General features: G+C 68.0%; 21 protein-coding genes and 3 rRNA genes. 20 read left to right on the forward strand and 4 right to left on the reverse strand.

Annotated features, from left to right (window positions below):
• The first annotated feature begins 60 nt into the window (after positions 1-60).
• From OG289_RS29090 to ilvD, 4 genes are all read left to right on the forward strand, one after another.
• A complete protein-coding gene (locus OG289_RS29090) occupies positions 61-993 on the forward strand; it encodes a Ppx/GppA phosphatase family protein (protein ID WP_327317001.1) in 933 nt (310 codons plus the stop codon).
• A 112-nt stretch (positions 994-1,105) separates the two neighbouring features.
• On the forward strand, positions 1,106-1,939 hold the full coding sequence (locus tag OG289_RS29095) for a sugar phosphate isomerase/epimerase family protein (RefSeq protein WP_327317002.1): 834 nt from the start codon (positions 1,106-1,108) through the stop codon (positions 1,937-1,939).
• On the forward strand, positions 1,936-2,541 hold the full coding sequence (locus tag OG289_RS29100) for a TetR/AcrR family transcriptional regulator (protein WP_327317003.1): 606 nt from the start codon (positions 1,936-1,938) through the stop codon (positions 2,539-2,541). The genes OG289_RS29095 and OG289_RS29100 overlap by 4 nt, the downstream gene beginning before the upstream one ends.
• A gap of 124 nt (positions 2,542-2,665) precedes the next feature.
• Complete coding sequence (gene ilvD, locus OG289_RS29105) at positions 2,666-4,519, forward strand: dihydroxy-acid dehydratase (RefSeq protein WP_327317004.1); 1,854 nt, start codon at positions 2,666-2,668, stop codon at positions 4,517-4,519.
• A gap of 73 nt (positions 4,520-4,592) precedes the next feature.
• Here the strand turns inward: ilvD and OG289_RS29110 are convergent, their stop codons facing one another.
• Complete coding sequence (locus OG289_RS29110; RefSeq protein WP_327317005.1) at positions 4,593-6,830, reverse strand: serine/threonine-protein kinase; 2,238 nt, start codon at positions 6,828-6,830, stop codon at positions 4,593-4,595.
• 181 nt (positions 6,831-7,011) lie between these two features.
• On the opposite strand from OG289_RS29110, the gene OG289_RS29115 reads away from it, so the two are divergent.
• From OG289_RS29115 to OG289_RS29125, 3 genes are all read left to right on the forward strand, one after another.
• Complete coding sequence (locus OG289_RS29115; protein WP_327317006.1) at positions 7,012-7,326, forward strand: SH3 domain-containing protein; 315 nt, start codon at positions 7,012-7,014, stop codon at positions 7,324-7,326.
• A gap of 190 nt (positions 7,327-7,516) precedes the next feature.
• Positions 7,517-8,092 carry an EamA/RhaT family transporter gene (locus tag OG289_RS29120; RefSeq protein WP_327317007.1) on the forward strand — a complete coding sequence of 192 codons (576 nt, stop codon included), beginning with the start codon at positions 7,517-7,519 and terminating at the stop codon, positions 8,090-8,092.
• 126 nt (positions 8,093-8,218) lie between these two features.
• The gene (locus OG289_RS29125) at positions 8,219-9,007 is read left to right on the forward strand and encodes a class I SAM-dependent methyltransferase (RefSeq protein ID WP_327317008.1); all 789 of its coding nucleotides are present in this window, start codon (positions 8,219-8,221) and stop codon (positions 9,005-9,007) included.
• Here OG289_RS29125 and OG289_RS29130 read toward each other — a convergent pair.
• Complete coding sequence (locus OG289_RS29130; protein WP_327317009.1) at positions 8,965-9,465, reverse strand: hypothetical protein; 501 nt, start codon at positions 9,463-9,465, stop codon at positions 8,965-8,967. The two genes, OG289_RS29125 and OG289_RS29130, sit on opposite strands and share 43 nt — an antisense overlap.
• A gap of 306 nt (positions 9,466-9,771) precedes the next feature.
• Here OG289_RS29130 and OG289_RS29135 point away from each other — a divergent pair, with 306 nt between their 5' ends.
• From OG289_RS29135 to proC, 3 genes are all read left to right on the forward strand, one after another.
• On the forward strand, positions 9,772-10,602 hold the full coding sequence (locus OG289_RS29135) for an ABC transporter ATP-binding protein (protein WP_327317010.1): 831 nt from the start codon (positions 9,772-9,774) through the stop codon (positions 10,600-10,602).
• Positions 10,599-11,372: an ABC transporter permease gene (locus OG289_RS29140; RefSeq protein ID WP_327317011.1), complete on the forward strand. Its 774-nt coding sequence runs from the start codon at positions 10,599-10,601 to the stop codon at positions 11,370-11,372. The genes OG289_RS29135 and OG289_RS29140 overlap by 4 nt, the downstream gene beginning before the upstream one ends.
• A gap of 207 nt (positions 11,373-11,579) precedes the next feature.
• On the forward strand, positions 11,580-12,392 hold the full coding sequence (gene proC / locus OG289_RS29145) for a pyrroline-5-carboxylate reductase (protein ID WP_327317013.1): 813 nt from the start codon (positions 11,580-11,582) through the stop codon (positions 12,390-12,392).
• A gap of 32 nt (positions 12,393-12,424) precedes the next feature.
• Here proC and OG289_RS29150 read toward each other — a convergent pair whose 3' ends face one another.
• A complete protein-coding gene (locus OG289_RS29150; protein WP_327317015.1) occupies positions 12,425-13,012 on the reverse strand; it encodes a cysteine hydrolase family protein in 588 nt (195 codons plus the stop codon).
• A gap of 126 nt (positions 13,013-13,138) precedes the next feature.
• Here OG289_RS29150 and OG289_RS29155 point away from each other — a divergent pair, with 126 nt between their 5' ends.
• Positions 13,139-14,191 (forward strand): GlxA family transcriptional regulator, encoded by a 1,053-nt coding sequence (locus OG289_RS29155; RefSeq protein WP_327317016.1) that lies wholly within the window; start codon positions 13,139-13,141, stop codon positions 14,189-14,191.
• On the opposite strand, the gene trpS is transcribed toward OG289_RS29155, so the two are convergent.
• The gene (trpS, locus tag OG289_RS29160) at positions 14,101-15,156 is read right to left on the reverse strand and encodes a tryptophan--tRNA ligase (protein WP_327317017.1); all 1,056 of its coding nucleotides are present in this window, start codon (positions 15,154-15,156) and stop codon (positions 14,101-14,103) included. The genes OG289_RS29155 and trpS overlap by 91 nt on opposite strands.
• Positions 15,157-16,013: 857 nt before the next feature.
• On the opposite strand from trpS, the gene OG289_RS29165 reads away from it, so the two are divergent.
• From OG289_RS29165 to OG289_RS29205, 9 genes are all read left to right on the forward strand, one after another.
• Positions 16,014-17,539, forward strand: a 16S ribosomal RNA gene (locus OG289_RS29165).
• Between the two features lie 312 nt (positions 17,540-17,851).
• A 23S ribosomal RNA gene (locus OG289_RS29170) occupies positions 17,852-20,974 on the forward strand.
• Positions 20,975-21,067: 93 nt separating this feature from the next.
• Positions 21,068-21,184: ribosomal RNA gene (rrf, locus tag OG289_RS29175) — 5S ribosomal RNA — on the forward strand.
• The 16S, 23S and 5S rRNA genes sit together here, the layout of an rRNA operon.
• Positions 21,185-21,270: 86 nt before the next feature.
• Positions 21,271-21,915: an HAD family hydrolase gene (locus tag OG289_RS29180; RefSeq protein WP_327317018.1), complete on the forward strand. Its 645-nt coding sequence runs from the start codon at positions 21,271-21,273 to the stop codon at positions 21,913-21,915.
• 104 nt (positions 21,916-22,019) lie between these two features.
• Positions 22,020-22,745, forward strand: a complete 726-nt coding sequence (locus tag OG289_RS29185) for a VC0807 family protein (protein WP_327317019.1) — start codon at positions 22,020-22,022, stop codon at positions 22,743-22,745.
• Between the two features lie 84 nt (positions 22,746-22,829).
• Positions 22,830-24,053 (forward strand): MFS transporter, encoded by a 1,224-nt coding sequence (locus OG289_RS29190; protein ID WP_327317020.1) that lies wholly within the window; start codon positions 22,830-22,832, stop codon positions 24,051-24,053.
• Positions 24,004-25,176, forward strand: a complete 1,173-nt coding sequence (locus tag OG289_RS29195) for an acetoin utilization protein AcuC (protein ID WP_327317021.1) — start codon at positions 24,004-24,006, stop codon at positions 25,174-25,176. The genes OG289_RS29190 and OG289_RS29195 overlap by 50 nt, the downstream gene beginning before the upstream one ends.
• Before the next feature lie 222 nt (positions 25,177-25,398).
• A complete protein-coding gene (locus tag OG289_RS29200) occupies positions 25,399-26,214 on the forward strand; it encodes a phosphatase (protein WP_327317022.1) in 816 nt (271 codons plus the stop codon).
• A gap of 145 nt (positions 26,215-26,359) precedes the next feature.
• Positions 26,360-26,572 carry a helix-turn-helix domain-containing protein gene (locus tag OG289_RS29205; RefSeq protein WP_004984898.1) on the forward strand — a complete coding sequence of 71 codons (213 nt, stop codon included), beginning with the start codon at positions 26,360-26,362 and terminating at the stop codon, positions 26,570-26,572.
• Positions 26,573-26,601: the final 29 nt, after the last annotated feature.

Consider the following 26,601-nt stretch of genomic DNA (forward strand, 5'->3'; position numbering starts at 1 on the left):
AAGTCGCCAGGACCCGCTTCGGGGACGGCCCACGGCGTTGTGGGCAGTAGCGTTCCCTACATGAGACTCGGTGTCCTCGACGTGGGATCGAACACGGTGCATCTGCTGGTGGTGGACGCACACCCGGGCGCGTGCCCCCTCCCCGCGCACTCGCACAAGGCGGATCTACGCCTGGCCCAACTCCTCGACGAGGACGGAGCGATCGGCCCCGAGGGCGTCGACAAACTGATCACGGTCGTCCACGAGGCGCTCCAGGCCGCCGAGGACAAGGGCGTCGAGGACCTGCTGCCGTTCGCGACCTCCGCCGTGCGTGAGGCCAGCAACGCCGACGCCGTCCTCGCGCGCGTGCAGGCCGAGACCGGCGTCGAGCTGCAGGTTCTCGCCGGCGCCGAGGAGGCCCGGCTCACCTTCCTCGCCGCCCGCCGCTGGTTCGGCTGGTCGGCCGGAAAGCTGCTGGTCCTGGACATCGGCGGCGGCTCCCTGGAGATCGCCTACGGCATCGACGAGGAGCCCGACGCGGCCGTCTCGCTCCCGCTCGGCGCCGGCCGGCTCACCGCGGGCTGGCTGCCCGGCGACCCGCCCGACCCCGAGGACATACGGTCCCTGCGCCGCCACGCCCGCGCGCAGATCGCCCGCACGGTGGGGGAGTTCAGCCGCTTCGGCACCCCCGACCATGTCGTCGCCACGTCGAAGACCTTCCGGCAGCTCGCCCGCATCGCCGGCGCCGCCCGCTCCGCCGACGGCCCGTACACCCAGCGCCAGCTCAAGCGCGAGTCCCTGGAGGCCTGGGTGCCCCGCCTGGCCGCCATGACCACGGCCCAGCGCGCCGCACTCCCGGGCGTCTCCGAAGGCCGCGCCAACCAGCTCCTGGCCGGCGCGCTGGTCGCCGAGGGCGCGATGGACCTCTTCGGCGTCGAGACGCTGGAGATATGCCCCTGGGCGCTCAGGGAGGGCGTCATCCTGCGCAGACTTGATCACATGGGTTCGCTATAGACACGTGAGCGCCGCGAGCAACCACGAACCGCACGCACCCGACCGTGGCGAGGGCCACAACGGCGAACAGGCGCCCGGCCCTCACCCGACCGCACCCCGTAACCTGTCCCCCATGGCAGAGCCCGTCGTGCGGATCCCGGATGCGAAGGTCGCCCTGTCGACGGCCTCGGTCTATCCGGAGTCGACGGCGACGGCCTTCGAGATCGCCGCGCGCCTCGGGTACGACGGCGTCGAGGTCATGGTCTGGAACGACCCCGTCAGCCAGGACATCGACGCGCTGCGCAGGCTCAGCGACTACCACCGGATCCCGATCCTCGCCGTCCACGCCCCCTGCCTGCTCATCACGCAGCGGGTGTGGTCGACCGACCCGTGGACCAAGCTCCAGCGGGCCCGCGCGGCGGCCGAGAAGCTCGGCGCGAGCACCGTCGTCGTCCATCCGCCGTTCCGCTGGCAGCGCCAGTACGCGCGGGACTTCGTCACGGGCATCTGGCGGATGGCGGGCGAGACGGACGTACGGTTCGCTGTCGAGAACATGTACCCGTGGCGTTACCGCGACCGCGAGATGCTCGCGTACGCGCCGGACTGGGACGTCACCAAGGACGACTACCGGCACTTCACGATCGACCTCAGCCACGCCTCGACGGCCCGCGCGGACGCGATGCAGATGATCGACCGCATGGGCGACCGCTTGGGCCACGTCCACCTCGCCGACGGAAACGGTTCCGCGAAGGACGAGCATCTGGTCCCCGGCCGCGGCTCCCAGCCCTGCGCCGAGCTGCTGGAGCGGCTCGCGCTGACCGGCTTCGACGGGCACGTCGTCATCGAGGTCAACACCCGGCGCGCGATGTCCGGCGCCGAACGTGAGGCCGACCTGGCGGAGGCCCTGGCCTTCACGCGCCTGCACCTGGCCTCGGCCGCGTCCTCCCCCTCGGCTCCCGGCCGATGACCGGCTTCACCGCCCGCAAGCGCGGTCGCCCCCCTCGTACGGAGTCGGCGGACACCCGCGACCGCATCCTGACGGCCGCCCGCGAGGAGTTCTCCGAGCGGGGCTACGAGAAGACGTCCGTCCGCGGGATCGCGAAGGCGGCGGGCGTGGACCCGGCACTCGTGCACCACTACTTCGGCACCAAGGAGCAGGTCTTCGAGGCGGCCGTCGAGGTCGCCTTCGCGCCCGCGCTCAACGCGCCGGAAGCGGTCGCCGACGGGCCGTTGGACCAGGTCGGGGAGCGGCTCGCCCGCTTCATATTCGGCGTCTGGGAGAACCCCACCACCCGCAAGCCCCTGCTGGCGATTCTCCGCTCCGCAGTGAACAACGACACCGCAGCCGCCGTCTTCCGCCGGCTGGTCGCCTCGCAGCTGCTGCGCCGCATCGCCGCCCAGTTCGACCTGCCGGACGCCGAGCTGCGCGCGGAACTGGCGGCGGCGCAGCTGGTGGGCTGCGCGATGCTGCGGTACGTGATCAAGGTGGAGCCGCTGGCCTCGGCGGACCTGGAGCAGATCATCGCGCGCGTGGCACCGGTCGTACAGGGACACCTCACAGGGCCCTGAAGGGCGCCTCAGGACTCCCGCGGCACCGAGACGCGCATCCCGTATTCCGGACACCTCGTCCCGCCCCCTGGATGACCGGCGTACGCTCAATAGCAGCCACAACCGTCTGAAGGAGCGAGCGACGATGCCCGAGCTGAGGTCCCGCACAGTCACCCACGGTCGCAACATGGCGGGCGCACGCGCCCTTATGCGCGCCTCCGGTGTACCCGGTGCGGACATCGGCCGGAAGCCGGTCATCGCGGTGGCGAACAGCTTCACCGAGTTCGTGCCCGGGCACACGCACCTTCAGCCGGTCGGCCGGATCGTCAGCGAGGCGATCACCGAGGCCGGCGGCATCCCGCGCGAGTTCAACACGATCGCCGTCGACGACGGCATCGCGATGGGCCACGGCGGCATGCTCTACTCCCTGCCCTCCCGCGACCTGATCGCGGACAGCGTGGAGTACATGGTCGAGGCCCACTGCGCCGACGCCCTGATCTGCATCTCCAACTGCGACAAGATCACCCCGGGCATGCTGAACGCGGCCCTGCGGCTGAACATCCCGACCGTCTTCGTCTCCGGCGGCCCGATGGAGTCCGGCCGCGCCACGCTCGTCGACGGCACGGTCCGCACGCTCGACCTGGTCGACGCGATCTCCGACGCCGTCAACGACAAGATCTCCGACGAGGACATCCTCCGTATCGAGGAGAACGCCTGTCCGACCTGCGGCAGCTGTTCCGGCATGTTCACCGCCAACTCGATGAACTGCCTGACCGAGGCCATCGGCCTCTCCCTCCCCGGCAACGGCTCGGTCCTGGCGACCCACACGGCCCGCAAGGCGCTGTACGAGGACGCCGGGCGCACGGTGATGGACATCACCCGCCGCTACTACGAGCAGGACGACGAGACGGTCCTGCCCCGCAACATCGCCACCATCGAGGCCTTCGAGAACGCGATGGCCCTCGACATCGCGATGGGCGGCTCCACCAACACGATCCTGCACCTCCTCGCCGCCGCCCAGGAGGCGGGCGTCCCGTTCGGCCTGGAGGAGATCAACGAGGTCTCGCGCCGCGTGCCCTGCCTGGCGAAGGTCGCGCCGAACGTCGCGAAGGACCGCACGTACTACATGGAGGACGTGCACCGCGCCGGCGGCATCCCCGCCCTCCTCGGCGAACTGCACCGCGCGGGCCTGCTCAACGAGGACGTGCACGCCGTCCACAGCCCGTCCCTGGGGGACTGGCTGAAGACGTGGGACGTCCGCGCCGGCTCGCCCTCGCCCGAGGCGCTCGAACTGTGGCACGCGGCCCCCGGCTGCGTCCGCTCCGCCGAGGCCTTCTCCCAGTCCGAGCGCTGGGAGGCGCTGGACGAGGACGCCGAGGGCGGCTGCATCCGCTCCGCCGAGCACGCCTACAGCAAGGACGGCGGCCTCGCGGTCCTGCGCGGCAACCTCGCCGTCGACGGCTGTGTCGTCAAGACGGCCGGCGTGGACGAGTCGATCTGGACCTTCGAGGGCCCGGCCGTCGTCTGCGAGTCGCAGGAGGAGGCCGTCGAGAAGATCCTCAACAAGAAGGTGACGCACGGCGACGTCGTCGTCATCCGCTACGAGGGTCCCAAGGGCGGCCCGGGCATGCAGGAGATGCTGTACCCGACGTCCTTCCTCAAGGGCCGCGGCCTCGGCAAGACCTGCGCCCTGATCACCGACGGCCGCTTCTCCGGCGGCACCTCGGGCCTGTCGATCGGCCACGCGTCCCCCGAGGCGGCCTCCGGCGGCACCATCGCCCTCGTCGAGGACGGCGACCGCATCCGCATCGACATCCCGAACCGCACCATCGAGCTCCTCGTCGACGACGCCGAGCTGGCGCGCCGCGAGGCGGCCCTCGGCGGCGTGTACGCCCCGAAGAACCGCGAGCGCAAGGTGTCCGCCGCCCTGCGCGCCTACGCCGCGATGGCGACGAGCGCCGACAGGGGCGCGGTGCGGGACGTGTCGAAGCTGGGCTGACGTCCGAGCAGTGATGCCGTGAGGGCCGTCTCCGTCGCACGGAGGCGGCCCTCACGGCGTCTCACCAGCCACGTCACCAGTTCGCCGGATCCCGCCCGTCCACCGCGAAGACGGTTCCGTCGGGTGCGCCGGCGTAGACGTGGCCGTCGACCGCCGCGGGTTCGGGCAGCGAGGCCACCACCTCGTCCGAGTTGGCGCCGAGCCGCAGTGCCGTCTGCCCGACGAGCTTGCCCTGCTCGGCGTCCACGGCGAGGAGACGACCGTCGGCGGCGCTGAAGTAGACGTGCTCGCCGTCGGCGGCCGGCAACGAACCCCGGCTCACGGCCGTCTGCAGGGACCACACCTGCTTCCCCGCGACCGTGTCGACGGCCACCAGCGTCCCGTCGAAGGCCAGCAGGTAGACCCGGTCCCCCTGCACGGTGGCCCGCGCCTCCTGGAGCGCGACGCCGAGCCTCACCCGCAGCGACACCTTGTCCGCCGGGTAGTAGCGGACCACGGCGTCGACCGAGCCGTACGCGCTGCCCTGGGACAGCAGCACCAGGCTGTCGGCCGTGGTGCCCACGAGTGTCAGCGCCCCGCTGAGCCGCTCATCCCACCGCACCTTCCCGGTCGCGGGATCCACGGCCATGATGCGCGTGTGCCCGTCGTCCGAGCCCGACGTGGTCGACACGTACGCCAGCGGATCCTCGGGGAACGACAGGAAATACGGCTCGCTCAGTCCCGGGATCCGACGGCTCCACACCCTCTTCCCCGTCGCGGCGTCCAGGCCGGTCACCGTGTCGTCGGCCGCGGTCAGCAGCAGGGTGCCGCCGACACTGCGGACGCCCTTGTACGCCGACACGTCCTGCTGCCAGCGCGTGGCGCCCGACGCCGGATCGAGCGCCTCCACCAGCTTGCCCGAGTGCGTGACCACCTGCGCCAGCCCGCCCGCGAGCACCGGCGGCCCGCTCGGCCCGTCGTCCTCGGCGATCGCGTGCCGCCACAGCACGCGCCCGTCGGACGCGTCCAGTGCGGACACCAGCCCCGACTGCGCGCAGAGCAGCCGCTCCGCGTCGTACGTGCACTGGGGCATGCCGCCCGTGCCGGTACCCGTACCCGTGTCCCCGCCCGCGCCGCCGTGCGCCGGGCGCACGCTCCAGGGAGCGAAGGCGGCCGACGCGGACCCCGACGCGCCCGCCTTCCCCCGCACGTCCCGGCCCGTTCCACCGCCGCCGAGCAGCTGCGTGGCGGCCAGCGCACCACCCGAGAGGACGACCAACGCGCTGACCGCCAGGGCGACCCGCCTGCGCCGACGCCTCACCCGCGCCGGCCCCGGTTCCCGCTCGGGCCGGGGCTCCGCCGACTCCGCCGGGTCCGCCGACTCCGCCGGGTCCGCCGACTCCGCCGACTCCGCCGACTCCGCCGACTCCGCCGACTCCGCCGACTCCGCCCCGGACTCCTTCAGCGCCCGCTGCGCCGGTATGAACGCCTGCGTGTCGTACGAGGCCGCCTCCGACCGCAGTTCCCGCATCAACTCGTCCGGCGTGGGGCGGTCCTCGGGCTCCTTGGCGAGGCAACGCGTCACCAGCGGCGCGAGGTTCTCCGGCACGCCGGTCAGATCCGGCTCGTCGTGGACGACCTGGTAGGCGACGACGTACGGACTGTCCGAGTCGAACGGCCCGCGCCCCGTCGCCGCGTGCACCATCACGGAGCCGAGCGCGAAGATGTCGGCGGCCGGCCCGACCTCCCGCGGCCGCCGGAACTGCTCCGGCGCCATGAACGGCGGCGTCCCGATCAACTTGCCCGTCTCGGTCCGCAGTTCGCTGTCCTTCGGCCGCGAGATACCGAAGTCGATGACCTTCGGCCCGTCCTCGGCGAGCAGCACGTTGCTCGGCTTGAGATCCCGGTGTACGACCCCGACCCGGTGGATGTCGCGCAACGCCTCCGCGAGCCCGGCCATCAGCCGCCGCAACTCGCCCGAGCCCATGGGCCCGTTCCGCTTCACCTGCTCGGCGAGCGTCGAGCCGGGAATGAACAGGGTGGCCATCCAGGGCCGTTCGGCCTCCGGGTCGGCGTCGACGACGGGCGCGGTGAACGCGCCGCTGACCCGCCGGGCGGCCGCCACCTCCTGCCGGAAACGGCCCCTGAACTCGGGATCCCGCGCGAACTGCGCGTGGACGACCTTCACCGCGACCTTCATCCCGGAGGTGCTCCGGGCCAGGTGGACCACGCCCATGCCGCCGGAGCCCAGGCGCTCGTCCAGGCGGTAGTGACCGGCGTACTCCGGAAGTTCCGCTTCCGCGCCCGCCCCGGTGTTGCGCTGTGGCGTCATGGACCACCCCCGTGCTGTTCGTCCGCGCGCGCGACGCACGGAGCCTAGTCGATGACTCGTACGGGACAGAGGCGGCTTGCTAGCCTCCCTGTACTGATTGCGCACATGTGTTTCATGGCGTGTTTCAGGGGAATCAACGTGACCCCATGGCAGTCATGGGGTCCAACGGGGGAGGTTTTTCATGTCTGTTGACCGCGTGGAAGAGGCCGAGAGCGCCGATACGGCGGAGGCCGTCACTACGGCGGCCCTCACCTACTACCCGATCGCCCCGGGCGTCCGGCTGAACGTGCGCAGCGGCCCCGGCACCAGCTACCCGGTCGTCAAGGTCCTGCCCGAGGGCGCGAAGGTCCCGATCTACTGCCAGACCCCGGGCACCACGGTGGCCGGCCCGTACGGCACGACGAACATCTGGGACAACATCGCCGACAGCCAGTTCGTCTCGGACTCGTACGTCAGGACGGGCAGCGACGGCTACATCGCCCCGCGCTGCGCCTGATCCTGGGCACCGGCCCAGGCCGAGGCACAGACCCGGGTCCAGGCCCAGGCCGAGGCACCGGCCCAGGTCCAGGCACCGGCCCAGGCCCAGGCCGGGAGGCCGCTTCGAGCAACGGGGGAGCAGCAACCTCGGAGCTGCCTCCGGGCAACCCACCCGGGAGCCCGCCCCCGCCCGGAGCCATAATCGTCCCGTGAGCGACGAAAACGGCACCCCGGACACTTCGGCGGGCTCCGCGGGCACCCCCGCCGGCTCCCCGGCCGCCCCCGCCGATCAGGCGGGTCCGGCCGGAGTCGGCGCCGGCCCCCGCCCGGAGCCCCTCCGCTTCTTCGGCACCACCTGGGTGGACCACGACCCCGGCTACCAGGGCTACGCGGCCCGCCGCGTCGCCGTGGCCGTCGGCTCGCTCGTCGCCGTCACCGTCTCCTGCCTCGTCCTCCGCTTCGCCTACCAGGGCATCGCGATCGCCGACCTCGGCAGCTTCGTGACCCTCCTGGTCGTCGTGATGTTCGCGGTCTGCAGCGCGCTCGCCTTCCGCCACACCTGGGACGGCTTCAGCAAGCGCCCCGACCCCGACCGCCAGGCCTCCCTGCGTGGCCTGCTGGCCATCGGCTTCGTCGGCTCGCTGCTCGCCTACTTCTTCCGCACCCTCACCGAGGCCCCCGGCGAGAAACTCCACCGCGAGGAGTACGACACGGCCCGCCGCCAGTACGAACGCCGCAGCACCCGCCGCACGGGCAACCCGTCGAAGAAGCGCCGCCGCGGCTGACCTCGGGCATCACCGCCGAAGTCACCCAAGGGAAGTGATCAAGCAGGACCGCCGCTCCACCGCGTCAGCCTGCCGCCACCTCACCTCGGTCTTTCTCGACAACTTCCCACCGCCCACCATGGCCCCATGACGCCGTCCTCCCACACCCCTTCCCACGGCACCCGAGCCCACTCCTTCAACTCCGCCGCGGCCCAGTACGCAGCCAACCGCCCCTCCTACCCGACCGCCCTCCTCGACGCGATCGAGGACCTCGCCGGCCACCCCCTCACCGGCGCGCGGGTCGGGGACATCGGCGCCGGCACCGGCATAGCGACCGCCCTCCTGCGCGCCCGCGGCGCCGACGTCATCGCCGTCGAACCCGGGGACGGCATGGCCACGCAGTTCCGCCGGACCCTCCCCGACGTGCCGATCGTCCGGGGCGACGGCAACCACCTCCCCCTGACCGACGCCTCCCTCGACTTCCTCACCTACGCCCAGTCCTGGCACTGGACCGACCCGGCCCGCTCGGTCCCGGAGGCCCTGCGCGTCCTGCGTCCGGGCGGCGCGCTGGCGCTGTGGTGGAACACCAGCGCCGTGGACGTGCCGTGGATCGACGCCCAGACCGACCGCATCCAGCGCCACTTCGGCGTCGACCACGTCGTGCAGAAGAGCGGCGACGGCAGCCGCTCCGCCCTCGCCGACCCGACCGGCAGCCTCGACTTCGCCCACCGCACGGTCCGCTGGAGCCGCCGCGTCCCCGTCGACACGCACCTGGCCAACATCGGCAGCCACTCGGTCTTCCTGGTCAACGGCGAGGAGAGCGCGGCCGCGTTCCTCGCCGAGGAACGCCGCCACCTCATCGCCGCGTTCCCGGACGGCACGGTCGAGGAGACCTACAACGTCGAGCTGCTGGTCGCGACCGCGACCAGACCCTGACCGCGTGCGGCGGCCCACCCCTCCAGGGCCGCCGCGCACGCGTGGTCCACCTGCCGCAGCCCGCCCAGCTCCAGCCGCACCTCGCGGTCGTGCGGCAGCACCTCCAACGCGTCCAGCAGCCTCGGCAGCCGCAGAGACGCCGCATGCCCCAGCACCCGTACGACGAGCCCGGCGTCGCCCCGGTCCTCCGTCTCGACGTGCACATGGCTGATCTCCCACGCCGTCTTCGCCACGGCCGGCGCCGGCCCGACCAACACCCCCTCGAACAAGTTCCCCACGACGATCGCCCCCGCCGTGACCCCGAGCACGCCGACCTCGCCGCGACGCCCGCGCCACAGCTTCCGCGTCTCCCGCACGGGCACCGGCTTGCAGCCGGGCGTGCACCAGCAGCCCGGCCGGCGCCGACGCGCCGACGCGCCGAACAGCGACTCCGCCGACGCGATCAGCGCGAACGGCACGACCCTCCCGATCACCCCCCCACTTGCGCGACGCGAAAGCCGACGAGGGAAGCGAACAGATCGGCCTTGCGAACACCACGGCGCAACACTGCGGCACCTCCGACAGGAAACGGGAGACGCGGGGGCGCGCCGCACCGGGTGAGGACGCGACGACGCCGGCGGGATCCTGTGCCGACCCGGTGAACACCCAAACGGATGAACCGGAACGTCCGCCTCCAATCTCGCGGCCACGCGCCTGAACCCCCGAGCGCACCCCACCGGGCAGGCCCCTTGACGACCCATCGCGCCGCGAGGATTATTCATCACATGATGAATTCTAGGATCGAGCCACCAGATCAGCCCGAACCACCCGACCCACCCCGCCCGGCCGACGCACCCCCCGCCGTCAACGCCAAGAACCTCACCGTGGTCCGCGGCCCCCGCACGGTCCTCCACTCTCTCGACTTCGCCGTCCCCCGCGGCCAGATCACCGGCCTGCTGGGCCCGTCCGGCTGCGGCAAGTCGACCCTCATGCGCGCGATCGTCGGCACCCAGGCCAAGGTCACCGGCACTCTCGAAGTCCTGGGCCGGCCCGCAGGCCACCCGACCCTCCGCACCCGCATCGGCTACGTCACCCAGGCCCCCTCCGTCTACGACGACCTGACGATCCGTCAGAACCTCGACTACTTCGCCGCGATCCTCTTCCCGGGCCGAGCCGCAGCGGACCGACGCCACGAGAACGTCACCCGAGCCATCGCCGACGTGGACCTCACCAGCCACGCGAACGCCCTCGCCGGCAACCTCTCCGGCGGCCAGCGCAGCCGCGTCTCACTGGCCGTGGCCCTCCTGGGCACCCCCGAACTCCTCGTCCTCGACGAACCGACGGTCGGCCTCGACCCCGTCCTGCGCCGCGACCTGTGGAACCTCTTCCACGACATCGCGGCGACCCGGGGCGCCACCCTCCTCATCTCCTCCCACGTCATGGACGAGGCCGAGCGCTGCCACCGCCTGCTCCTCATGCGAGAGGGCGAGATCCTCGCCGACGCCACCCCCGACGCCCTGCGCACCCGCACCGGCGCGGACACGGTCGAGTCGGCATTCCTGCACCTGGTGGACGAAGCGGCCGCGGCAGGCCACGCCAAGGAGACAGCCCGATGAGCACGCAGACCGCCCCCACCCCCACCAGCGCCCTGAACGTCTCCCGCACCACCGCCACCGCGGCCCGCGTCCTGCGCCAACTGCGCCACGACCCCCGCACGATCGCGCTGCTGATGCTCATCCCCTGCGTGATGCTGTTCCTGCTCCGCTACGTCTTCGACGGCAGCCCGCGCACCTTCGACAACATCGGCGCGTCCCTCCTCGGGATCTTCCCCCTGATCACGATGTTCCTGGTGACCTCCATCGCCACCCTGCGCGAACGCACCTCGGGCACCCTTGAACGCCTCCTCGCCATGCCCCTCGGCAAGGGCGACCTGATCGCCGGCTACGCCCTCGCCTTCGGCGGCCTCGCGATCATCCAGTCGGCCCTGGCCACCGGCCTGGCGCTCTGGTTCCTCGACCTGGACGTCACCGGCAGCCCCTGGCTCCTGCTCCTGGTCGCCCTCCTCGACGCCCTGCTCGGCACGGCCCTCGGCCTCTTCGTCTCGGCCTTCGCGGCCACCGAGTTCCAGGCGGTCCAGTTCATGCCGGCGGTGATCTTCCCCCAACTCCTCCTCTGCGGCCTCTTCGCACCCCGGGACACGATGCACCCCGCCCTGGAAGCCGTCTCCGACGCCCTCCCCATGTCCTACGCCGTGGACGGCATGAACGAGGTCCTCAAACACACGGACATGACAGCCACCTTCGTACGGGACGCCCTGATCGTGGCGGGCTGCGCACTACTGGTGCTGGGCCTGGGAGCGGCAACGCTACGACGCCGGACAGCCTGACCGGTCGGCCTGACCGGCGTTCGAGGACGAGGCCCGGCAGGGGCCGACAGCGGGGCCCGGGGGCGGCGTTCCTCAGAGATGGATGGGGGAGGGCAGGGGCGGCGGGGACGAAGAACCGACGTCCGCCCACCGGACACCACCCCCCCACCCCCACCCCCGATGCGAGGATGACCCCGGACGACGCACACCCCCGGAGGACACCCAGCCATGACCCAGAAAGTCGCAGTCCTCGGCACCGGCAAAATCGGCGAAGCCCTCCTCAGCGGCATGATCCGAGGCGGCTGGCCCATCGCCGACCTCCTCGTCACCGCCCGCCGCCCGGAACGAGCCGAAGAACTCCGCACCCGCTACGGAGTCACCCCGGTCACCAACGCCGAGGCCGCCAAGACCGCCGACACCCTGATCCTCACGGTCAAACCGCAGGACATGGGCGCCCTCCTCGACGAACTCGCGCCCCACGTCCCCGCCGACCGCCTGGTCATCAGCGGAGCCGCCGGCATCACCACCGCCTCCATCGAGGAGCGCCTCGCCGCCGGCACCCCGGTCGTCCGCGTCATGACGAACACCCCCGCCCTCGTCGACGAGGCCATGTCCGTCATCTCCGCCGGCACCCACGCCACCGCCGACCACCTCGCCCACGCCGAGGAGATCTTCGGCGCCGTCGGCAAGACCCTCCGCGTCCCCGAGTCCCAGCAGGACGCCTGCACCGCCCTCTCCGGCTCGGGCCCCGCGTACTTCTTCTACCTGGTCGAAGCCATGACCGACGCCGGCATCCTCCTCGGCCTGCCCCGCGACAAGGCCCACGACCTGATCGTCCAGTCCGCGATCGGAGCCGCCACGATGCTCCGCGACAGCGGCGAACACCCGGTCAAGCTCCGCGAGAACGTCACGTCGCCCGCGGGTACGACCATCAGCGCCATCCGCGAACTCGAGAACCACGGCGTACGAGCCGCCCTCATCGCCGCCCTCGAGGCCGCCCGCGACCGCAGCCGCGAGCTGGCCTCCGGCAAGAAGGACTGATCGGACCGACCCCGAGGGAGGGAGCGGGGCGGTCACGCGCCGGCCGCCCCCACGATCTCCTTCGTGGTCACCACCCGCGCGAACCCACCCCCGTGCAGCGACACCGCCGACGCCTGCGCGAGCTCCTCCGCACCGCGCCGCCACCCGAACGGCCCCTCCAGGTCGAACGTGTACGTCGCGTCGTACGCGACGACGACCTCGTACCCCAGGTTCCCGCCCATCCGCGCGGTCGTCTCCACACACATGTTGGTCTGGATCCCGACCACCACGATCTGCGAGATCCCCGCCTCCCGCAGCCAGGACCCCAGATCCGGCGTCCCGAGGAAGGCCGAGTTCACGGTCTTGGTGATGAACAGCTCCGGCCCCGCCCCCTTCCCGCGCCGCTCCGCCACGTACTCCTTGAAGTCGTTCCCGTCGTACCCCGGCCTCAGCGGCGACTGCGGCTTCGGGGAGTCGTGCCGCACGAAGATGACCGGCCGACCCGTCTCCTGCCACACGTCGATGAGTGCGGCGATGTTGTCATCGGCCCCGGGATTGTTCCGCGGCCCCCAGAAGTCCAGCTCCTCGAAGCCCTTCTGTACGTCGACGACCACCAGCGCTGCGTTCTCTGCGATGTCCATGCCCACGATCCTGCCGCCGGAGGCACCCACACCCCAGAAGGGTGAAAGCCATCGATCGATGGTTTACTGCCACACATGGAGAACGCCGTAAAGGCACTGAAAGCCACAGCGGCCACAGCGGCCACAATGACCTCAGAGACCCCAGAGTCCTCAGAGAACACGTACCGCGTCGCCCTGGTCGCCTTCCCCGGCATCCGCGCCTTCGACGTCTCCGTCATCACCGAGGTCTGGGGCAACGACCGCACCGACCGCGGAGCCCCCGCCTTCGACCTGCACCGAGTCGCCACCGACACCACCACCCCCATCCCCATGCGCGGCGGCCTGGCCCTCCTCCCCGACCGCACCCTGACCTGGCTCTCCCAAGCAGACCTGATCCTCGTCCCCGGCCTGGACGACTGCCTCACCCCCGCACCCGCCCCCGTCCTGGACGCACTCCGCCGCGCCCATGTTCGCGGCACCACCCTCGCCGCGCTCTGCGGCGGCGCCTTCACCCTCGCCCAGGCGGGCCTCCTCGACGGCCGCCGAGCGATCACCCACTGGAACCTGATCGACCCCCTCCGCACGCATCACCCCCGCGTCACCGTCGTCCCCGACGCCCTCTTCATCGAGGACGACAACATCTGGACCGCCGCCGGCACGGCAGCCGGCATCGACCTCTGCCTCCACCTGGTCCGCCGCTCCCACGGAGCCGAAGCGGCCGCCACCATCGCCCGTTCGATGGTCACCGCCCCCTTCCGCACCGGCACCCAGGCCCAGTTCATCGAACACCCCACTCCCCGCGCGTGCCGGGACGCCGACACGCTCGCCGCCGTACGCGAACACGCCCTGCGCCACCTGCACGAACCGCTCACCGTCGCCGACCTGGCGGCGCACGCGGGCATGTCCCCGCGCAGCTTCGCCCGCCACTTCACGGCGGAGACCGGTGTCACACCCCTCCGTTGGCTCCTCGACCAGCGCGTCGCCGCGGCCCAGAAACTCCTCGAACGCACCGACCTCCCCATGCCCGAGGTCGCCAGGCGCGCCGGATTCGGCAGCGAGGTCACGATGCGCCAGCACTTCGCATCGCGCCTCGCCACCAGCCCCCGCGCCTACCGGGCCGCGTTCAGCACCCCGTCCGCCACCGGCACCGCCTCTGCCGCGGGCTCCGTCACGGGCGCGAGCAACCCGATCGCGCGATAAGCGGTATCCACGACCGGCCGAGCCATCTCCCGCGCCTTCTCCGCTCCACCCCGCAGCACCCCCTCCACATACACGGGATCAGCGCACAACTCCTTGTGCCTGGCCTGCACGGGCTTGAGGACCTCGACCACCGCCTCCGCGGTGTCCTTCTTCAAAGCGCCGTACGACTCGTAAACGCCTCCCAAGATCTCCGGGTTCCCACCCGTGCACGCGGCGAGGATCTCCAGCAGATTCGCGACCCCGGGCCGCCCCTCCCGGTCGTACACGACGTCCCGCCCACTGTCGGTGACGGCCCGCATGACCTTCTTGCGCACGACGTCGGGTTCGTCCAGCAGATAGACGATCCCCGGCCCGAAGTCCTCGCTCTTGCCCATCTTCGACGCCGGCTCCTGCAGGTTCATCACCCTCGCCGCCACCGCCGGATGCGTGGCCTTCGGCACGACGAACGTGTGCCCGTACCGCTGGTTGAACCGCACCGCCAGATCCCGCGCCAACTCCACATGCTGCGTCTGGTCGTCCCCCACCGGCACCTCGTCGGTCCCGTAGGCCAGGATGTCCGCCGCCATCAGCACGGGGTACGTCAGCAACGACAGCCGCACACTCCCACCGCGCTCCCGCTCCCGCGCGGCCTTCTCCTTGTACTGGATCATCCGCCGCATCTCGCCGTCCGTCGCCACGCACTCCAGCAGATACGACAACCGCGCGTGTTCGTCCACATGACTCTGTACGAACACGGTGCACAGCTGTGGATCCAGTCCCGCCGCCAGCAGCAGCGTCGCCGCCTGGCGACTCAGCCGGCGCACCCGTGCCGGATCGTGCTCCACGGTCAGCGCGTGCAGATCCACGACGCAGAACAACGAGTCCGCCTGGTGCTGGTCGACCTCGGCCCACTGCCGAAGCGCCCCCAGGTAGTTCCCCAACGTCAGGTGCCCGGTCGGCTTGACCCCGCTGAAGACCCGCTTCATCTCTCCACCTCCTGGTCGAGACCGCCGTCCCGGTCGGCCGTCCTCCTGGACCTCTGGTGGGAGAAACAAGAACGGCCGCCGATTCGGCGGCCGTTGAGTGCATACGTGACACGGCCGCCGTCAGGCGGCCCACCACAGCTGGGTGCACGTACACGTAGTCATGTGCGTCAGGCTACGCCTCTGGGGTGCCTCCGGCACATGAGTTGACACACTCCCGCCCGGATCCGTAGTGTTCTCCGAGTTGTCCGACGTGAGCGCCGACTACGGTCGGTCCCCGGACAGCCATTCCGCAGGTACCAACCACTTCTCGACGCGCAGTCGATTCGGCTGTCGTCGCGTCATTGGCGTGCGTATTCGCGAAATGAGGAATCCGCGTTCGAAAGGACGCAGGCCCCCGATTGGCTTCGGGAGCCGGGAATCCGCTAAAGTCTCACTCGTCGGAACGGCCCAAGGGTCGCGAGGACAACCCCCCTCCGACTGGGAATCAGGGCCGAAAGGATCTGATAGAGTCGGAACCGCCGGAAAGGAAACCGCGAAACAAAAGCGGGAACCTGGAAAGCACCGAGGAAATCGGATCGGGAAAAAGATCTGATAGAGTCGGAAACGCAAGACCGAAGGGAAGCGCCCGGAGGAAAGCCTGAGAGAGTCTCTCGGGTGAGTACAAAGGAAGCGTCCGTTCCTTGAGAACTCAACAGCGTGCCAAAAATCAACGCCAGATATGTTGATACCCCGTCCCCGGCAGTGATAGCCGAGGATGAGGTTCCTTTGAAAAACACAGCGAGGACGCTGTGAACGGCCGGGCTTATTCCGCCTGGCTGTTCCGCTCTCGTGTGTGCGATCCCGATTACGGGAAAACATTCACGGAGAGTTTGATCCTGGCTCAGGACGAACGCTGGCGGCGTGCTTAACACATGCAAGTCGAACGATGAACCACTTCGGTGGGGATTAGTGGCGAACGGGTGAGTAACACGTGGGCAATCTGCCCTTCACTCTGGGACAAGCCCTGGAAACGGGGTCTAATACCGGATATCACTTCCACTCGCATGGGTGGGGGTTGAAAGCTCCGGCGGTGAAGGATGAGCCCGCGGCCTATCAGCTTGTTGGTGAGGTAATGGCTCACCAAGGCGACGACGGGTAGCCGGCCTGAGAGGGCGACCGGCCACACTGGGACTGAGACACGGCCCAGACTCCTACGGGAGGCAGCAGTGGGGAATATTGCACAATGGGCGAAAGCCTGATGCAGCGACGCCGCGTGAGGGATGACGGCCTTCGGGTTGTAAACCTCTTTCAGCAGGGAAGAAGCGAAAGTGACGGTACCTGCAGAAGAAGCGCCGGCTAACTACGTGCCAGCAGCCGCGGTAATACGTAGGGCGCAAGCGTTGTCCGGAATTATTGGGCGTAAAGAGCTCGTAGGCGGTCTGTCACGTCGGATGTGAAAGCCCGGGGCTTAACCCCGGGTCTGCATTCGATACGGGCAGACTAGAGTGTGGTAGGGGAGATCGGAATTCCTGGTGTAGCGGTGAAATGCGCAGATATCAGGAGGAACACCGGTGGCGAAGGCGGATCTCTGGGCCATTACTGACGCTGAGGAGCGAAAGCGTGGGGAGCGAACAGGATTAGATACCCTGGTAGTCCACGCCGTAAACGGTGGGAACTAGGTGTTGGCGACATTCCACGTCGTCGGTGCCGCAGCTAACGCATTAAGTTCCCCGCCTGGGGAGTACGGCCGCAAGGCTAAAACTCAAAGGAATTGACGGGGGCCCGCACAAGCAGCGGAGCATGTGGCTTAATTCGACGCAACGCGAAGAACCTTACCAAGGCTTGACATACACCGGAAACGGCCAGAGATGGTCGCCCCCTTGTGGTCGGTGTACAGGTGGTGCATGGCTGTCGTCAGCTCGTGTCGTGAGATGTTGGGTTAAGTCCCGCAACGAGCGCAACCCTTGTTCTGTGTTGCCAGCATGCCCTTCGGGGTGATGGGGACTCACAGGAGACTGCCGGGGTCAACTCGGAGGAAGGTGGGGACGACGTCAAGTCATCATGCCCCTTATGTCTTGGGCTGCACACGTGCTACAATGGCCGGTACAAAGAGCTGCGAAACCGTGAGGTGGAGCGAATCTCAAAAAGCCGGTCTCAGTTCGGATTGGGGTCTGCAACTCGACCCCATGAAGTCGGAGTTGCTAGTAATCGCAGATCAGCATTGCTGCGGTGAATACGTTCCCGGGCCTTGTACACACCGCCCGTCACGTCACGAAAGTCGGTAACACCCGAAGCCGGTGGCCCAACCCCTTGTGGGAGGGAGCTGTCGAAGGTGGGACTGGCGATTGGGACGAAGTCGTAACAAGGTAGCCGTACCGGAAGGTGCGGCTGGATCACCTCCTTTCTAAGGAGCACTTCTAGGCAGCCGCAAGGTTGTCCAGGGGCCAGTACATCGGCGTACGTCCGATGCTGGTTGCTCATGGGTGGAACGTTGATTATTCGGTCCGGTTCACGGGTCGGAGGCTGCGAGTACTGCTCTTCGGGGCGTGGAAAGCATGATCTCCGGGCGGGACCGGGTCGGGCACGCTGTTGGGTGTCTGAGGGTATGGCCGTATGGCTGCCTTCAGTGCCGGCCCCAGTGAACTCCGGGTGTGACTCGGGGGTGATGGGTGGCTGGTCGTTGTTTGAGAACTGCACAGTGGACGCGAGCATCTGTGGCCAAGTTTTTAAGGGCGCACGGTGGATGCCTTGGCACCAGGAACCGATGAAGGACGTGGGAGGCCACGATAGTCCCCGGGGAGTCGTCAACCAGGCTTTGATCCGGGGGTTTCCGAATGGGGAAACCCGGCAGTCGTCATGGGCTGTCACCCATACCTGAACACATAGGGTATGTGGAGGGAACGCGGGGAAGTGAAACATCTCAGTACCCGCAGGAAGAGAAAACAACCGTGATTCCGGGAGTAGTGGCGAGCGAAACCGGATGAGGCCAAACCGTATACGTGTGAGACCCGGCAGGGGTTGCGTGTACGGGGTTGTGGGATCTCTCTTTTACGGTCTGCCGGCCGTGAGACGAGTCAGAAACCGTTGATGTAGGCGAAGGACATGCGAAAGGTCCGGCGTAGAGGGTAAGACCCCCGTAGTCGAAACATCAGCGGCTCGTTTGAGAGACACCCAAGTAGCACGGGGCCCGAGAAATCCCGTGTGAATCTGGCGGGACCACCCGCTAAGCCTAAATATTCCCTGGTGACCGATAGCGGATAGTACCGTGAGGGAATGGTGAAAAGTACCGCGGGAGCGGAGTGAAATAGTACCTGAAACCGTGTGCCTACAAGCCGTGGGAGCGTCGGACATCAAGCTTGCTTGGTGTCTCGTGACTGCGTGCCTTTTGAAGAATGAGCCTGCGAGTTTGCGGTGTGTTGCGAGGTTAACCCGGGTGGGGTAGCCGTAGCGAAAGCGAGTCCGAACAGGGCGTTTCAGTAGCACGCTCAAGACCCGAAGCGGAGTGATCTAGCCATGGGCAGGTTGAAGCGGAGGTAAGACTTCGTGGAGGACCGAACCCACCAGGGTTGAAAACCTGGGGGATGACCTGTGGTTAGGGGTGAAAGGCCAATCAAACTCCGTGATAGCTGGTTCTCCCCGAAATGCATTTAGGTGCAGCGTCGTGTGTTTCTTGCCGGAGGTAGAGCACTGGATAGGCGATGGGCCCTACCGGGTTACTGACCTTAGCCAAACTCCGAATGCCGGTAAGTGAGAGCGCGGCAGTGAGACTGTGGGGGATAAGCTCCATGGTCGAGAGGGAAACAGCCCAGAGCATCGACTAAGGCCCCTAAGCGTACGCTAAGTGGGAAAGGATGTGGAGTCGCACAGACAACCAGGAGGTTGGCTTAGAAGCAGCCACCCTTGAAAGAGTGCGTAATAGCTCACTGGTCTAGTGATTCCGCGCCGACAATGTAGCGGGGCTCAAGCGTACCGCCGAAGTCGTGTCATTGCGATATATACCCCCAACGGGGATCGTGATGGGTAGGGGAGCGTCGTGTGCCGGGTGAAGCAGCCGCGTAAGCGAGTTGTGGACGGTTCACGAGTGAGAATGCAGGCATGAGTAGCGATTCACACGTGAGAAACGTGTGCGCCGATTGACTAAGGGTTCCTGGGTCAAGCTGATCTGCCCAGGGTAAGTCGGGACCTAAGGCGAGGCCGACAGGCGTAGTCGATGGATAACCGGTTGATATTCCGGTACCCGCTGTGAAGCGTCAAACATTGAATCAGGCGATGCTAAGTCCGTGAAGCCGTTCCGGACCCTTCGGGGAATGGAAAGTGGTGGAGCCGACGGACCAGACTTGTAGTAGGTGAGTGATGGGGTGACGCAGGAAGGTAGTCCATCCCGGGCGGTGGTTGTCCCGGGGTAAGGGTGTAGGCCGTGCGATAGGCAAATCCGTCGCACATGGGGCTGAGACCTGATGCCGAGCCGATTGTGGCGAAGTGGATGATCCTATGCTGTCGAGAAAAGCCTCTAGCGAGTTTCATGGCGGCCCGTACCCTAAACCGACTCAGGTGGTCAGGTAGAGAATACCGAGGCGTTCGGGTGAACTATGGTTAAGGAACTCGGCAAAATGCCCCCGTAACTTCGGGAGAAGGGGGGCCATCACTGGTGAGAGGACTTGCTCCTCGAGCTGGGGGTGGCCGCAGAGACCAGCGAGAAGCGACTGTTTACTAAAAACACAGGTCCGTGCGAAGCCGTAAGGCGATGTATACGGACTGACGCCTGCCCGGTGCTGGAACGTTAAGGGGACCGGTTAGTCACTCTTCGGGGTGGCGAAGCTGAGAACTTAAGCGCCAGTAAACGGCGGTGGTAACTATAACCATCCTAAGGTAGCGAAATTCCTTGTCGGGTAAGTTCCGACCTGCACGAATGGCGTAACGACTTCTCGACTGTCTCAACCATAGGCCCGGTGAAATTGCACTACGAGTAAAGATGCTCGTTTCGCGCAGCAGGACGGAAAGACCCCGGGACCTTTACTACAGTTTGATATTGGTGTTCGGTTCGGCTTGTGTAGGATAGGTGGGAGACTGTGAAGCTTGGACGCCAGTTCAGGTGGAGTCGTCGTTGAAATACCACTCTGGTCGTGCTGGATGTCTAACCTGGGTCCGTGATCCGGATCAGGGACAGTGTCTGATGGGTAGTTTAACTGGGGCGGTTGCCTCCTAAAGAGTAACGGAGGCGCCCAAAGGTTCCCTCAGCCTGGTTGGCAATCAGGTGTTGAGTGTAAGTGCACAAGGGAGCTTGACTGTGAGACCGACGGGTCGAGCAGGGACGAAAGTCGGGACTAGTGATCCGGCGGTGGCTTGTGGAAGCGCCGTCGCTCAACGGATAAAAGGTACCCCGGGGATAACAGGCTGATCTTCCCCAAGAGTCCATATCGACGGGATGGTTTGGCACCTCGATGTCGGCTCGTCGCATCCTGGGGCTGGAGTCGGTCCCAAGGGTTGGGCTGTTCGCCCATTAAAGCGGTACGCGAGCTGGGTTTAGAACGTCGTGAGACAGTTCGGTCCCTATCCGCTGCGCGCGCAGGAATATTGAGAAGGGCTGTCCCTAGTACGAGAGGACCGGGACGGACGAACCTCTGGTGTGCCAGTTGTTCTGCCAAGGGCATGGCTGGTTGGCTACGTTCGGGAGGGATAACCGCTGAAAGCATCTAAGCGGGAAGCCTGCTTCGAGATGAGTATTCCCACCCACTTGATGGGGTAAGGCTCCCAGTAGACGACTGGGTTGATAGGCCGGATGTGGAAGCCCAGTAATGGGTGAAGCTGACTGGTACTAATAGGCCGAGGGCTTGTCCTCAGTTGCTCGCGTCCACTGTGTTGGTTCTGAAACCACGAACGGCCCCATGCCCATGGTCACGGGTGTGGTGCGGCTGAAACAGTTTCATAGTGTTTCGGTGGTCATAGCGTGAGGGAAACGCCCGGTTACATTCCGAACCCGGAAGCTAAGCCTTACAGCGCCGATGGTACTGCAGGGGGGACCCTGTGGGAGAGTAGGACACCGCCGAACAATCATTCCGGGAAACCCCCGCACCGTATGGTGCGGGGGTTTTCTGCGTTCGGGGCTCGTTCAGAGCGTTCGTTTAGGGTCGAGTCATGCGCTACGACCTGGTGATCTTCGACAACGACGGTGTCCTCGTGGACAGTGAGCCGATCTCCAACCGGCTGCTGGCCACCTATCTGACCGAACTCGGGCATCCCACCTCTTACGAGGACTCCGTCCGGGACTACATGGGGTCCGCGATGCACCGGATCCACGACCTGGTCCAGGAGCGCACGGGAGAGCGGCTGCCGGCGGAGTTCGACGATACGTTTCACCGGCGGGTGTTCGCGGCCTTCGAGGGGGAGCTGGAGCCCGTGGCGGGTGCCGTGGACGTCCTCGCGAAGCTGGCCGCGGACGGGGTGCCGTACTGCGTGGCCTCCTCGGGGAGCCATGAGCGGATCCGGGTGGGGCATCGGACGACGGGGCTGGACCGGTGGTTCGAGGACGCCCGCATCTTCAGTTCGCAGGACGTGGGCAAGGGCAAGCCGGCGCCGGATCTGTTCCTGTACGCGGCTGAGCGGATGGGGGTGGCGCCGGAGCGGTGTGTGGTCGTCGAGGACAGTCCGCTGGGGGTGCAGGCGGCTGTCGCGGCCGAGATGGACGTGTACGGGTTCACCGCGATGACGCCGGCCGCGAAGCTCGTGGGGGCCACTCAACTCTTCTCTGACATGGGAGAGTTGGCCGACCTGCTGATCTGACGGCCGATCTGACGGTCGATCGGGTCTCGGGCTGACATTTGTCATGCGTAGCTCCGGACGTTCGTTTCTACTGAGGGACCCCTCCTGGCGGCGAAGCTGAGGGCATGACGACGAACCAGCACAAGAAGCAGAACGCCTTCGCCCCGCTCCTCCTGGACGTGGCGGTGCCGCTCGGGTCGTACTACCTGTTCAAGGGTGCGTTCGGGATGAGCGTCTTCGCCGCTCTCGCCTGGAGCAGCGTCGTGCCGGCCGGGCGGACCGTGTGGAGCGCGGTCAGGGAGCGGACGGTCAACGGGCTCGCCGGGCTCATCCTCGTCGTCAACGTCGTCGGGCTGGTGCTCAGCTTCGTCTCGGGGGATCCGCGGCTGATGCTGGCCAAGGACAGCGGGGTCAGCAGCACGGTCGGGATCGGGATCCTGGTCTCCGTGGCGCTGGGGCGGCCGATGATGACCGCCGGTCTCAAGCCGTTCCTGGTGAAGGGCGACACGGTCAAGGAGGCCGCCTGGAAGCGGCTGGAGAGCGGGACGGCGGCAGCGTCGGCGGACTTCCGGAAGCGGGAGCGGGCCTTCTCGCTCGTGTGGGGTGTGGTGCTGCTTGCCGAGTGCGTGCTGCGGGTCGTGGGGGCGTACACCGTGCCGGTGGACACCATGGTGTGGCTCGGGTCCGTGGTGATGGTCGTGGCGATCGGGATGGGGATCGTGGTCGGTGGGGCGCTCGGCGCCGGGCCGATGGAGGCCATGCTCGCTTCCGAGGTGAGGGCCGGGGAGGCCGAGGTCGCAGCCGAGGTCGCAGCCGAGGTCGACGTGCCCGAGGTCGTCCTCGCCCGGTAACGCGGGTAGCCCGGACAAAGCTGAAGGGAATTCATCTTTGGCTGGATCTACCCACGAGTACGCAGGGGCCCTACGCTCGCCGCCATGACAGAAGTGCTGCGGCGCGGTAGGGCCTCTTTGGCATTCAGCTTCTTCGCGCAGGGGGCCGCCTTCGCGCTGCTCGTGACGAGGATCCCGGCCATCCAGAACAGGTACGGGGTGTCGGACGGGCTGCTGCCCGTCTTCCTCGCCGCCGTACCCGTCCTGGCCGGGGTCGGGAGTGTGACGACCGAGCAGTTGGTGAAGCGGATACCGCCCAGCCGGGTGCTGCGCTGGTCCCAGCCGGTCGTGCTGCTGGCGCTGCTCGGGGTCGGGGCGGGGCGGGGAATGGTCGAGCTGGGGGTCGCCCTGGCGGCGTTCGGGCTCGCCGTCGGGGCACTGGACGCCTCGATGAACATGCTCGGGGTGAGTCTGCAGCGGACGTACGGTCGCAGCATCATGCTCAGTTTCCATGCCGTGTACAGCCTGGGCGGGATCGTGGGGGCCTCGCTGGCGTGGGTGGGGGCGCACTGGCATCTCGCGCTGTGGGTGTCGTATCTGCCGGTGGTGGCGGTGTTGCTGCCGGCCGCTCTGGTGGGGAGCCGGTGGTATGTCGACGGGGACGTGGACGCCGGGGACGACGGGGAGGAGGAGTCGGGGGGCGACGGCGCGCGTGTCGTCTTCAAGTTGTTGCTGCCGTTGTGTCTGGTGATGTCCTTCGCCTATATCGGGGACTCGACGGTCTCCAACTGGAGTGCGAAGTATCTGCAGGACGTGCTGGGGAGCTCGGAGCAGCTGGCGACCGTCCCGTACAACGTCTACATGGTGACCACGTTGCTCGGGCGGGCCATCGGGGACTTCGGGGTGCGGCGGTTCGGGGCGGCGGCCGTGGTGCGGGTGGGGGCGCTGGTGGCGGCGGGCGGGTTCGCGGTGGTGGCGGGCGCGCCCGGGGCGTGGGTGGGGATGCTCGGGTTCACGCTCGTGGGGCTGGGGCTGTGTGTGCTGGTGCCGCAGACGTTCGCGGCGGCGGGCCGGTTGTTTCCGGGGGCTTCGGATGCGGCGATCGCGCGTCTCAATATCTTCAACTACGTTGGGTTCTTGATCGGTTCGCCTTTGGTGGGTGCGCTGGGGGACGCCTGGACCTATCGGGGGGCGATGGTGGTGCCGATGGTGTTGGTGCTGGTGACGTTGGTGTACGCCCGGTCGTTCGCCGCTCAACCGGACCGATACGGTGGCGGGCATGAGCGGCCGCGCACAGCTGATGTGGGACGAGGCAGTAACGGGCTATGACTTCGGGCCCGAGCATCCGATGGATCCGGTCCGGCTGGATCTGACCCGGAGGCTGGTCGGTGCCCTGGGGCTCGACCGGGAGGTGGACGTCGTCACGGCGAAGCCCGCCGGGGAGTCGACGTTGCGGCTGGTGCACCGGGAGGACTATGTCGGGGCCGTGAAGGCGGCCTCGGCGGATCCGGAGGCGGCGGACCAGTCGTACGGGCTGGGGACGATGGACGATCCGGCCTTCGCGGGGATGCACGAGGTGTCCGCTCTCATCGCCGGGCTGTCCGTGGGGGCCGCGGAGGCCGTGTGGCGGGGGGAGGCGTTGCACGCGGTGAACTTCGCGGGTGGGCTGCACCATGCGATGCCGGGGGGTGCGTCGGGGTTCTGCATCTACAACGACGCGTCGTTGGCGATCGCCCGTTTGCTGGAGCTGGGGGCCGAGCGGGTCGCGTACGTGGACGTGGACGTGCATCACGGGGACGGGGTGCAGGCCGCGTTCTGGGAGGACCCGCGGGTGCTGACGATCTCCTTGCACGAGCATCCTCGTACGTTGTTCCCGCAGACCGGGTGGCCGGAGGAGACCGGCGGTGAGGGCGCGGAGGGGTCGGCGGTGAACATCGCTCTGCCGGCGGGGACCGGGGACGCGGGGTGGCTGCGGGCGTTTCACTCCGTGGTGCCGGAGGTGATCGCCGATTTTCGGCCGGATGTGCTGGTGACCCAGCACGGGGCCGACACGCACTTCGAGGATCCGCTGGCTCATCTCGCGGTGTCTCTTGACGCGCAGCGGGCTGTGCAGGTGGCCTGTCATGAGCTGGCGCACGAGTACGCCGGGGGGAAGTGGGTCGCGTTGGGTGGGGGCGGGTACGCGGTGGTGGAGGTGGTGCCGCGGTCGTGGGCGCATCTGGTGGGGGTGGCGGCGGGGGCGCCGGTGGCTCCGGAGACGGTGATTCCGGAGGGGTGGAGGCAGGAGGTCTTCGCCCGTACGCGGCAGTTGGGGCCGGCGCGGATGACTGATGGGCGGTGGCCGGTGGAGTGGGCCGAGTGGGAGGCGGGGTACGACCCCGCTGATCGGCTGGATCAGGCTGTGCTGGCTACTCGGCGGGCTGTGTTTCCGTTGCGGGGGCTGTTGGCGTAGGGGGTGGGCTGTCGGCGGGCTTTTTCGCCCCCGCCGCCCCTACCCGTCCCGTCCCGTCCCGCTCCGTCCCCAGGGGGCTCTGCCCCCCCCGGACCCCCGTAGCGGCGGCCCTGAGCGGGCCTCGTCCTCAAATGCCGGACGGGCTGGAAATGCTTACGCCAACCGGGCGGTGTTCCCCCGTTTCCGTCCCGGTCCCGCTCTCCGTCCGTCAGCATCGCTCCCGTGTTGAGTTCCGGGGGTCTTCGGGCGCATCTGGTTGCTGCGCGGTTGGCCGGTGTGGTGGCCACCTCCCGGGAGGAGAGTCTGCGGAGTTATCGGCTCTTCGCTGCTCGGGATCCCCGGGTGCTGATCGGACTTGATCCCGAATGGTCCTGGGGGCAGCGGGATCTGATCGCGTTGATGGCGGCCAAGTGTGGAGTTTCGGCCGATCCTCGGTGCGTGTCCGGGCATGATGTGATCGACCCCGAGCGGACGGTGTCCGCGCTCGACGCCTTCGCGGATCGGCTCGCGTCGGTCGCCCAGCGTGGTGCGGCCGTGCTGTTCGGCACCGGGCATCCGCATCGGCTGCTGGGGTTCTACGCCGGCCTTGCGGACGCTTTGTCGTCGGCGGGATGTGATGTTCTCACCCCGGCGCAGGGTCACTGTGTCGACATAACGACCCGGTTCGGTCTACGCACCCACAACCTCGACTACGTACGGGGAGTCGCGGTCGTCCGGGAGGCCGGTGTCGAACGCGCCGGTTGTGCGACCGGTGCGCACAGTCATTCACCCCTGCCGGTTCGGGTCGCTCTCGATGCGGCGGCCGAGGGTGGGGGGCCGCTGCCCGAGCTCGTCATCGGGGATCACGGATGGGTCTGCGGGGCAGGTCAGCTGGGGGTTGAGGCCATCGGGCTGGCGGACACCGACGACCCCGCGCTGTTCGTCGGGGAGGCCGAGGGGGTCGTCTCCGTGGCCGTTCCACTTGATGACGGTGTGCGGTCGGATTACTACAGGCCGCTGACCCGCTACGTACTCAATCGAGCGTGTCTGTCACAGTAGGCCTGCGATCGGTATGCGATGGGTGCACCTCTTCCCCACTCGCATCACCCGCCCCTACATTGGGGAGTGAGCACGCAACGACGAAGAGTCACCGGAAGGGGAAGCCGGTGGCCGTCGAGTCGAGTGCGGAAGGTTCAGGTGTGTCATGGCTGCAGCTGGCGAGAGGCCTCTGAACGAGGTTCAGTTCCTTACCGTGGCGGAAGTCGCCTCGGTGATGCGAGTGTCGAAGATGACCGTGTACCGGTTGGTGCACAGCGGTCATCTGCCCGCGATCCGGGTGGGGCGGTCCTTCCGCGTCCCCGAGCAAGCGGTTCACGAGTACCTCCGCGAGAGCTATGTGGGGGTGGAAACCGCCTGACGACGGTGGGCCGGGGGGATCCTCAGGGC

The sequence above is a fragment of the Streptomyces sp. NBC_01235 genome, from assembly GCF_035989285.1.
Lineage (GTDB): Bacteria > Actinomycetota > Actinomycetes > Streptomycetales > Streptomycetaceae > Streptomyces.

Coding starts and splice junctions, on each gene's coding strand:
- OG289_RS29135 (WP_327317010.1), top strand. CDS start 9,772: ATGATGAATTCTAGGATCGAGCCACCAGATCAGCCCGAACCACCCGAC.
- OG289_RS29110 (WP_327317005.1), bottom strand. CDS start 6,830: ATGACGCCACAGCGCAACACCGGGGCGGGCGCGGAAGCGGAACTTCCG.
- OG289_RS29090 (WP_327317001.1), top strand. CDS start 61: ATGAGACTCGGTGTCCTCGACGTGGGATCGAACACGGTGCATCTGCTG.
- OG289_RS29180 (WP_327317018.1), top strand. CDS start 21,271: ATGCGCTACGACCTGGTGATCTTCGACAACGACGGTGTCCTCGTGGAC.
- ilvD (WP_327317004.1), top strand. CDS start 2,666: ATGCCCGAGCTGAGGTCCCGCACAGTCACCCACGGTCGCAACATGGCG.
- proC (WP_327317013.1), top strand. CDS start 11,580: ATGACCCAGAAAGTCGCAGTCCTCGGCACCGGCAAAATCGGCGAAGCC.
- OG289_RS29155 (WP_327317016.1), top strand. CDS start 13,139: ATGACCTCAGAGACCCCAGAGTCCTCAGAGAACACGTACCGCGTCGCC.
- OG289_RS29205 (WP_004984898.1), top strand. CDS start 26,360: ATGGCTGCAGCTGGCGAGAGGCCTCTGAACGAGGTTCAGTTCCTTACC.
- trpS (WP_327317017.1), bottom strand. CDS start 15,156: ATGAAGCGGGTCTTCAGCGGGGTCAAGCCGACCGGGCACCTGACGTTG.
- OG289_RS29100 (WP_327317003.1), top strand. CDS start 1,936: ATGACCGGCTTCACCGCCCGCAAGCGCGGTCGCCCCCCTCGTACGGAG.
- OG289_RS29125 (WP_327317008.1), top strand. CDS start 8,219: ATGACGCCGTCCTCCCACACCCCTTCCCACGGCACCCGAGCCCACTCC.
- OG289_RS29195 (WP_327317021.1), top strand. CDS start 24,004: ATGAGCGGCCGCGCACAGCTGATGTGGGACGAGGCAGTAACGGGCTAT.
- OG289_RS29095 (WP_327317002.1), top strand. CDS start 1,106: ATGGCAGAGCCCGTCGTGCGGATCCCGGATGCGAAGGTCGCCCTGTCG.
- OG289_RS29140 (WP_327317011.1), top strand. CDS start 10,599: ATGAGCACGCAGACCGCCCCCACCCCCACCAGCGCCCTGAACGTCTCC.
- OG289_RS29185 (WP_327317019.1), top strand. CDS start 22,020: ATGACGACGAACCAGCACAAGAAGCAGAACGCCTTCGCCCCGCTCCTC.
- OG289_RS29190 (WP_327317020.1), top strand. CDS start 22,830: ATGACAGAAGTGCTGCGGCGCGGTAGGGCCTCTTTGGCATTCAGCTTC.
- OG289_RS29115 (WP_327317006.1), top strand. CDS start 7,012: ATGTCTGTTGACCGCGTGGAAGAGGCCGAGAGCGCCGATACGGCGGAG.
- OG289_RS29150 (WP_327317015.1), bottom strand. CDS start 13,012: ATGGACATCGCAGAGAACGCAGCGCTGGTGGTCGTCGACGTACAGAAG.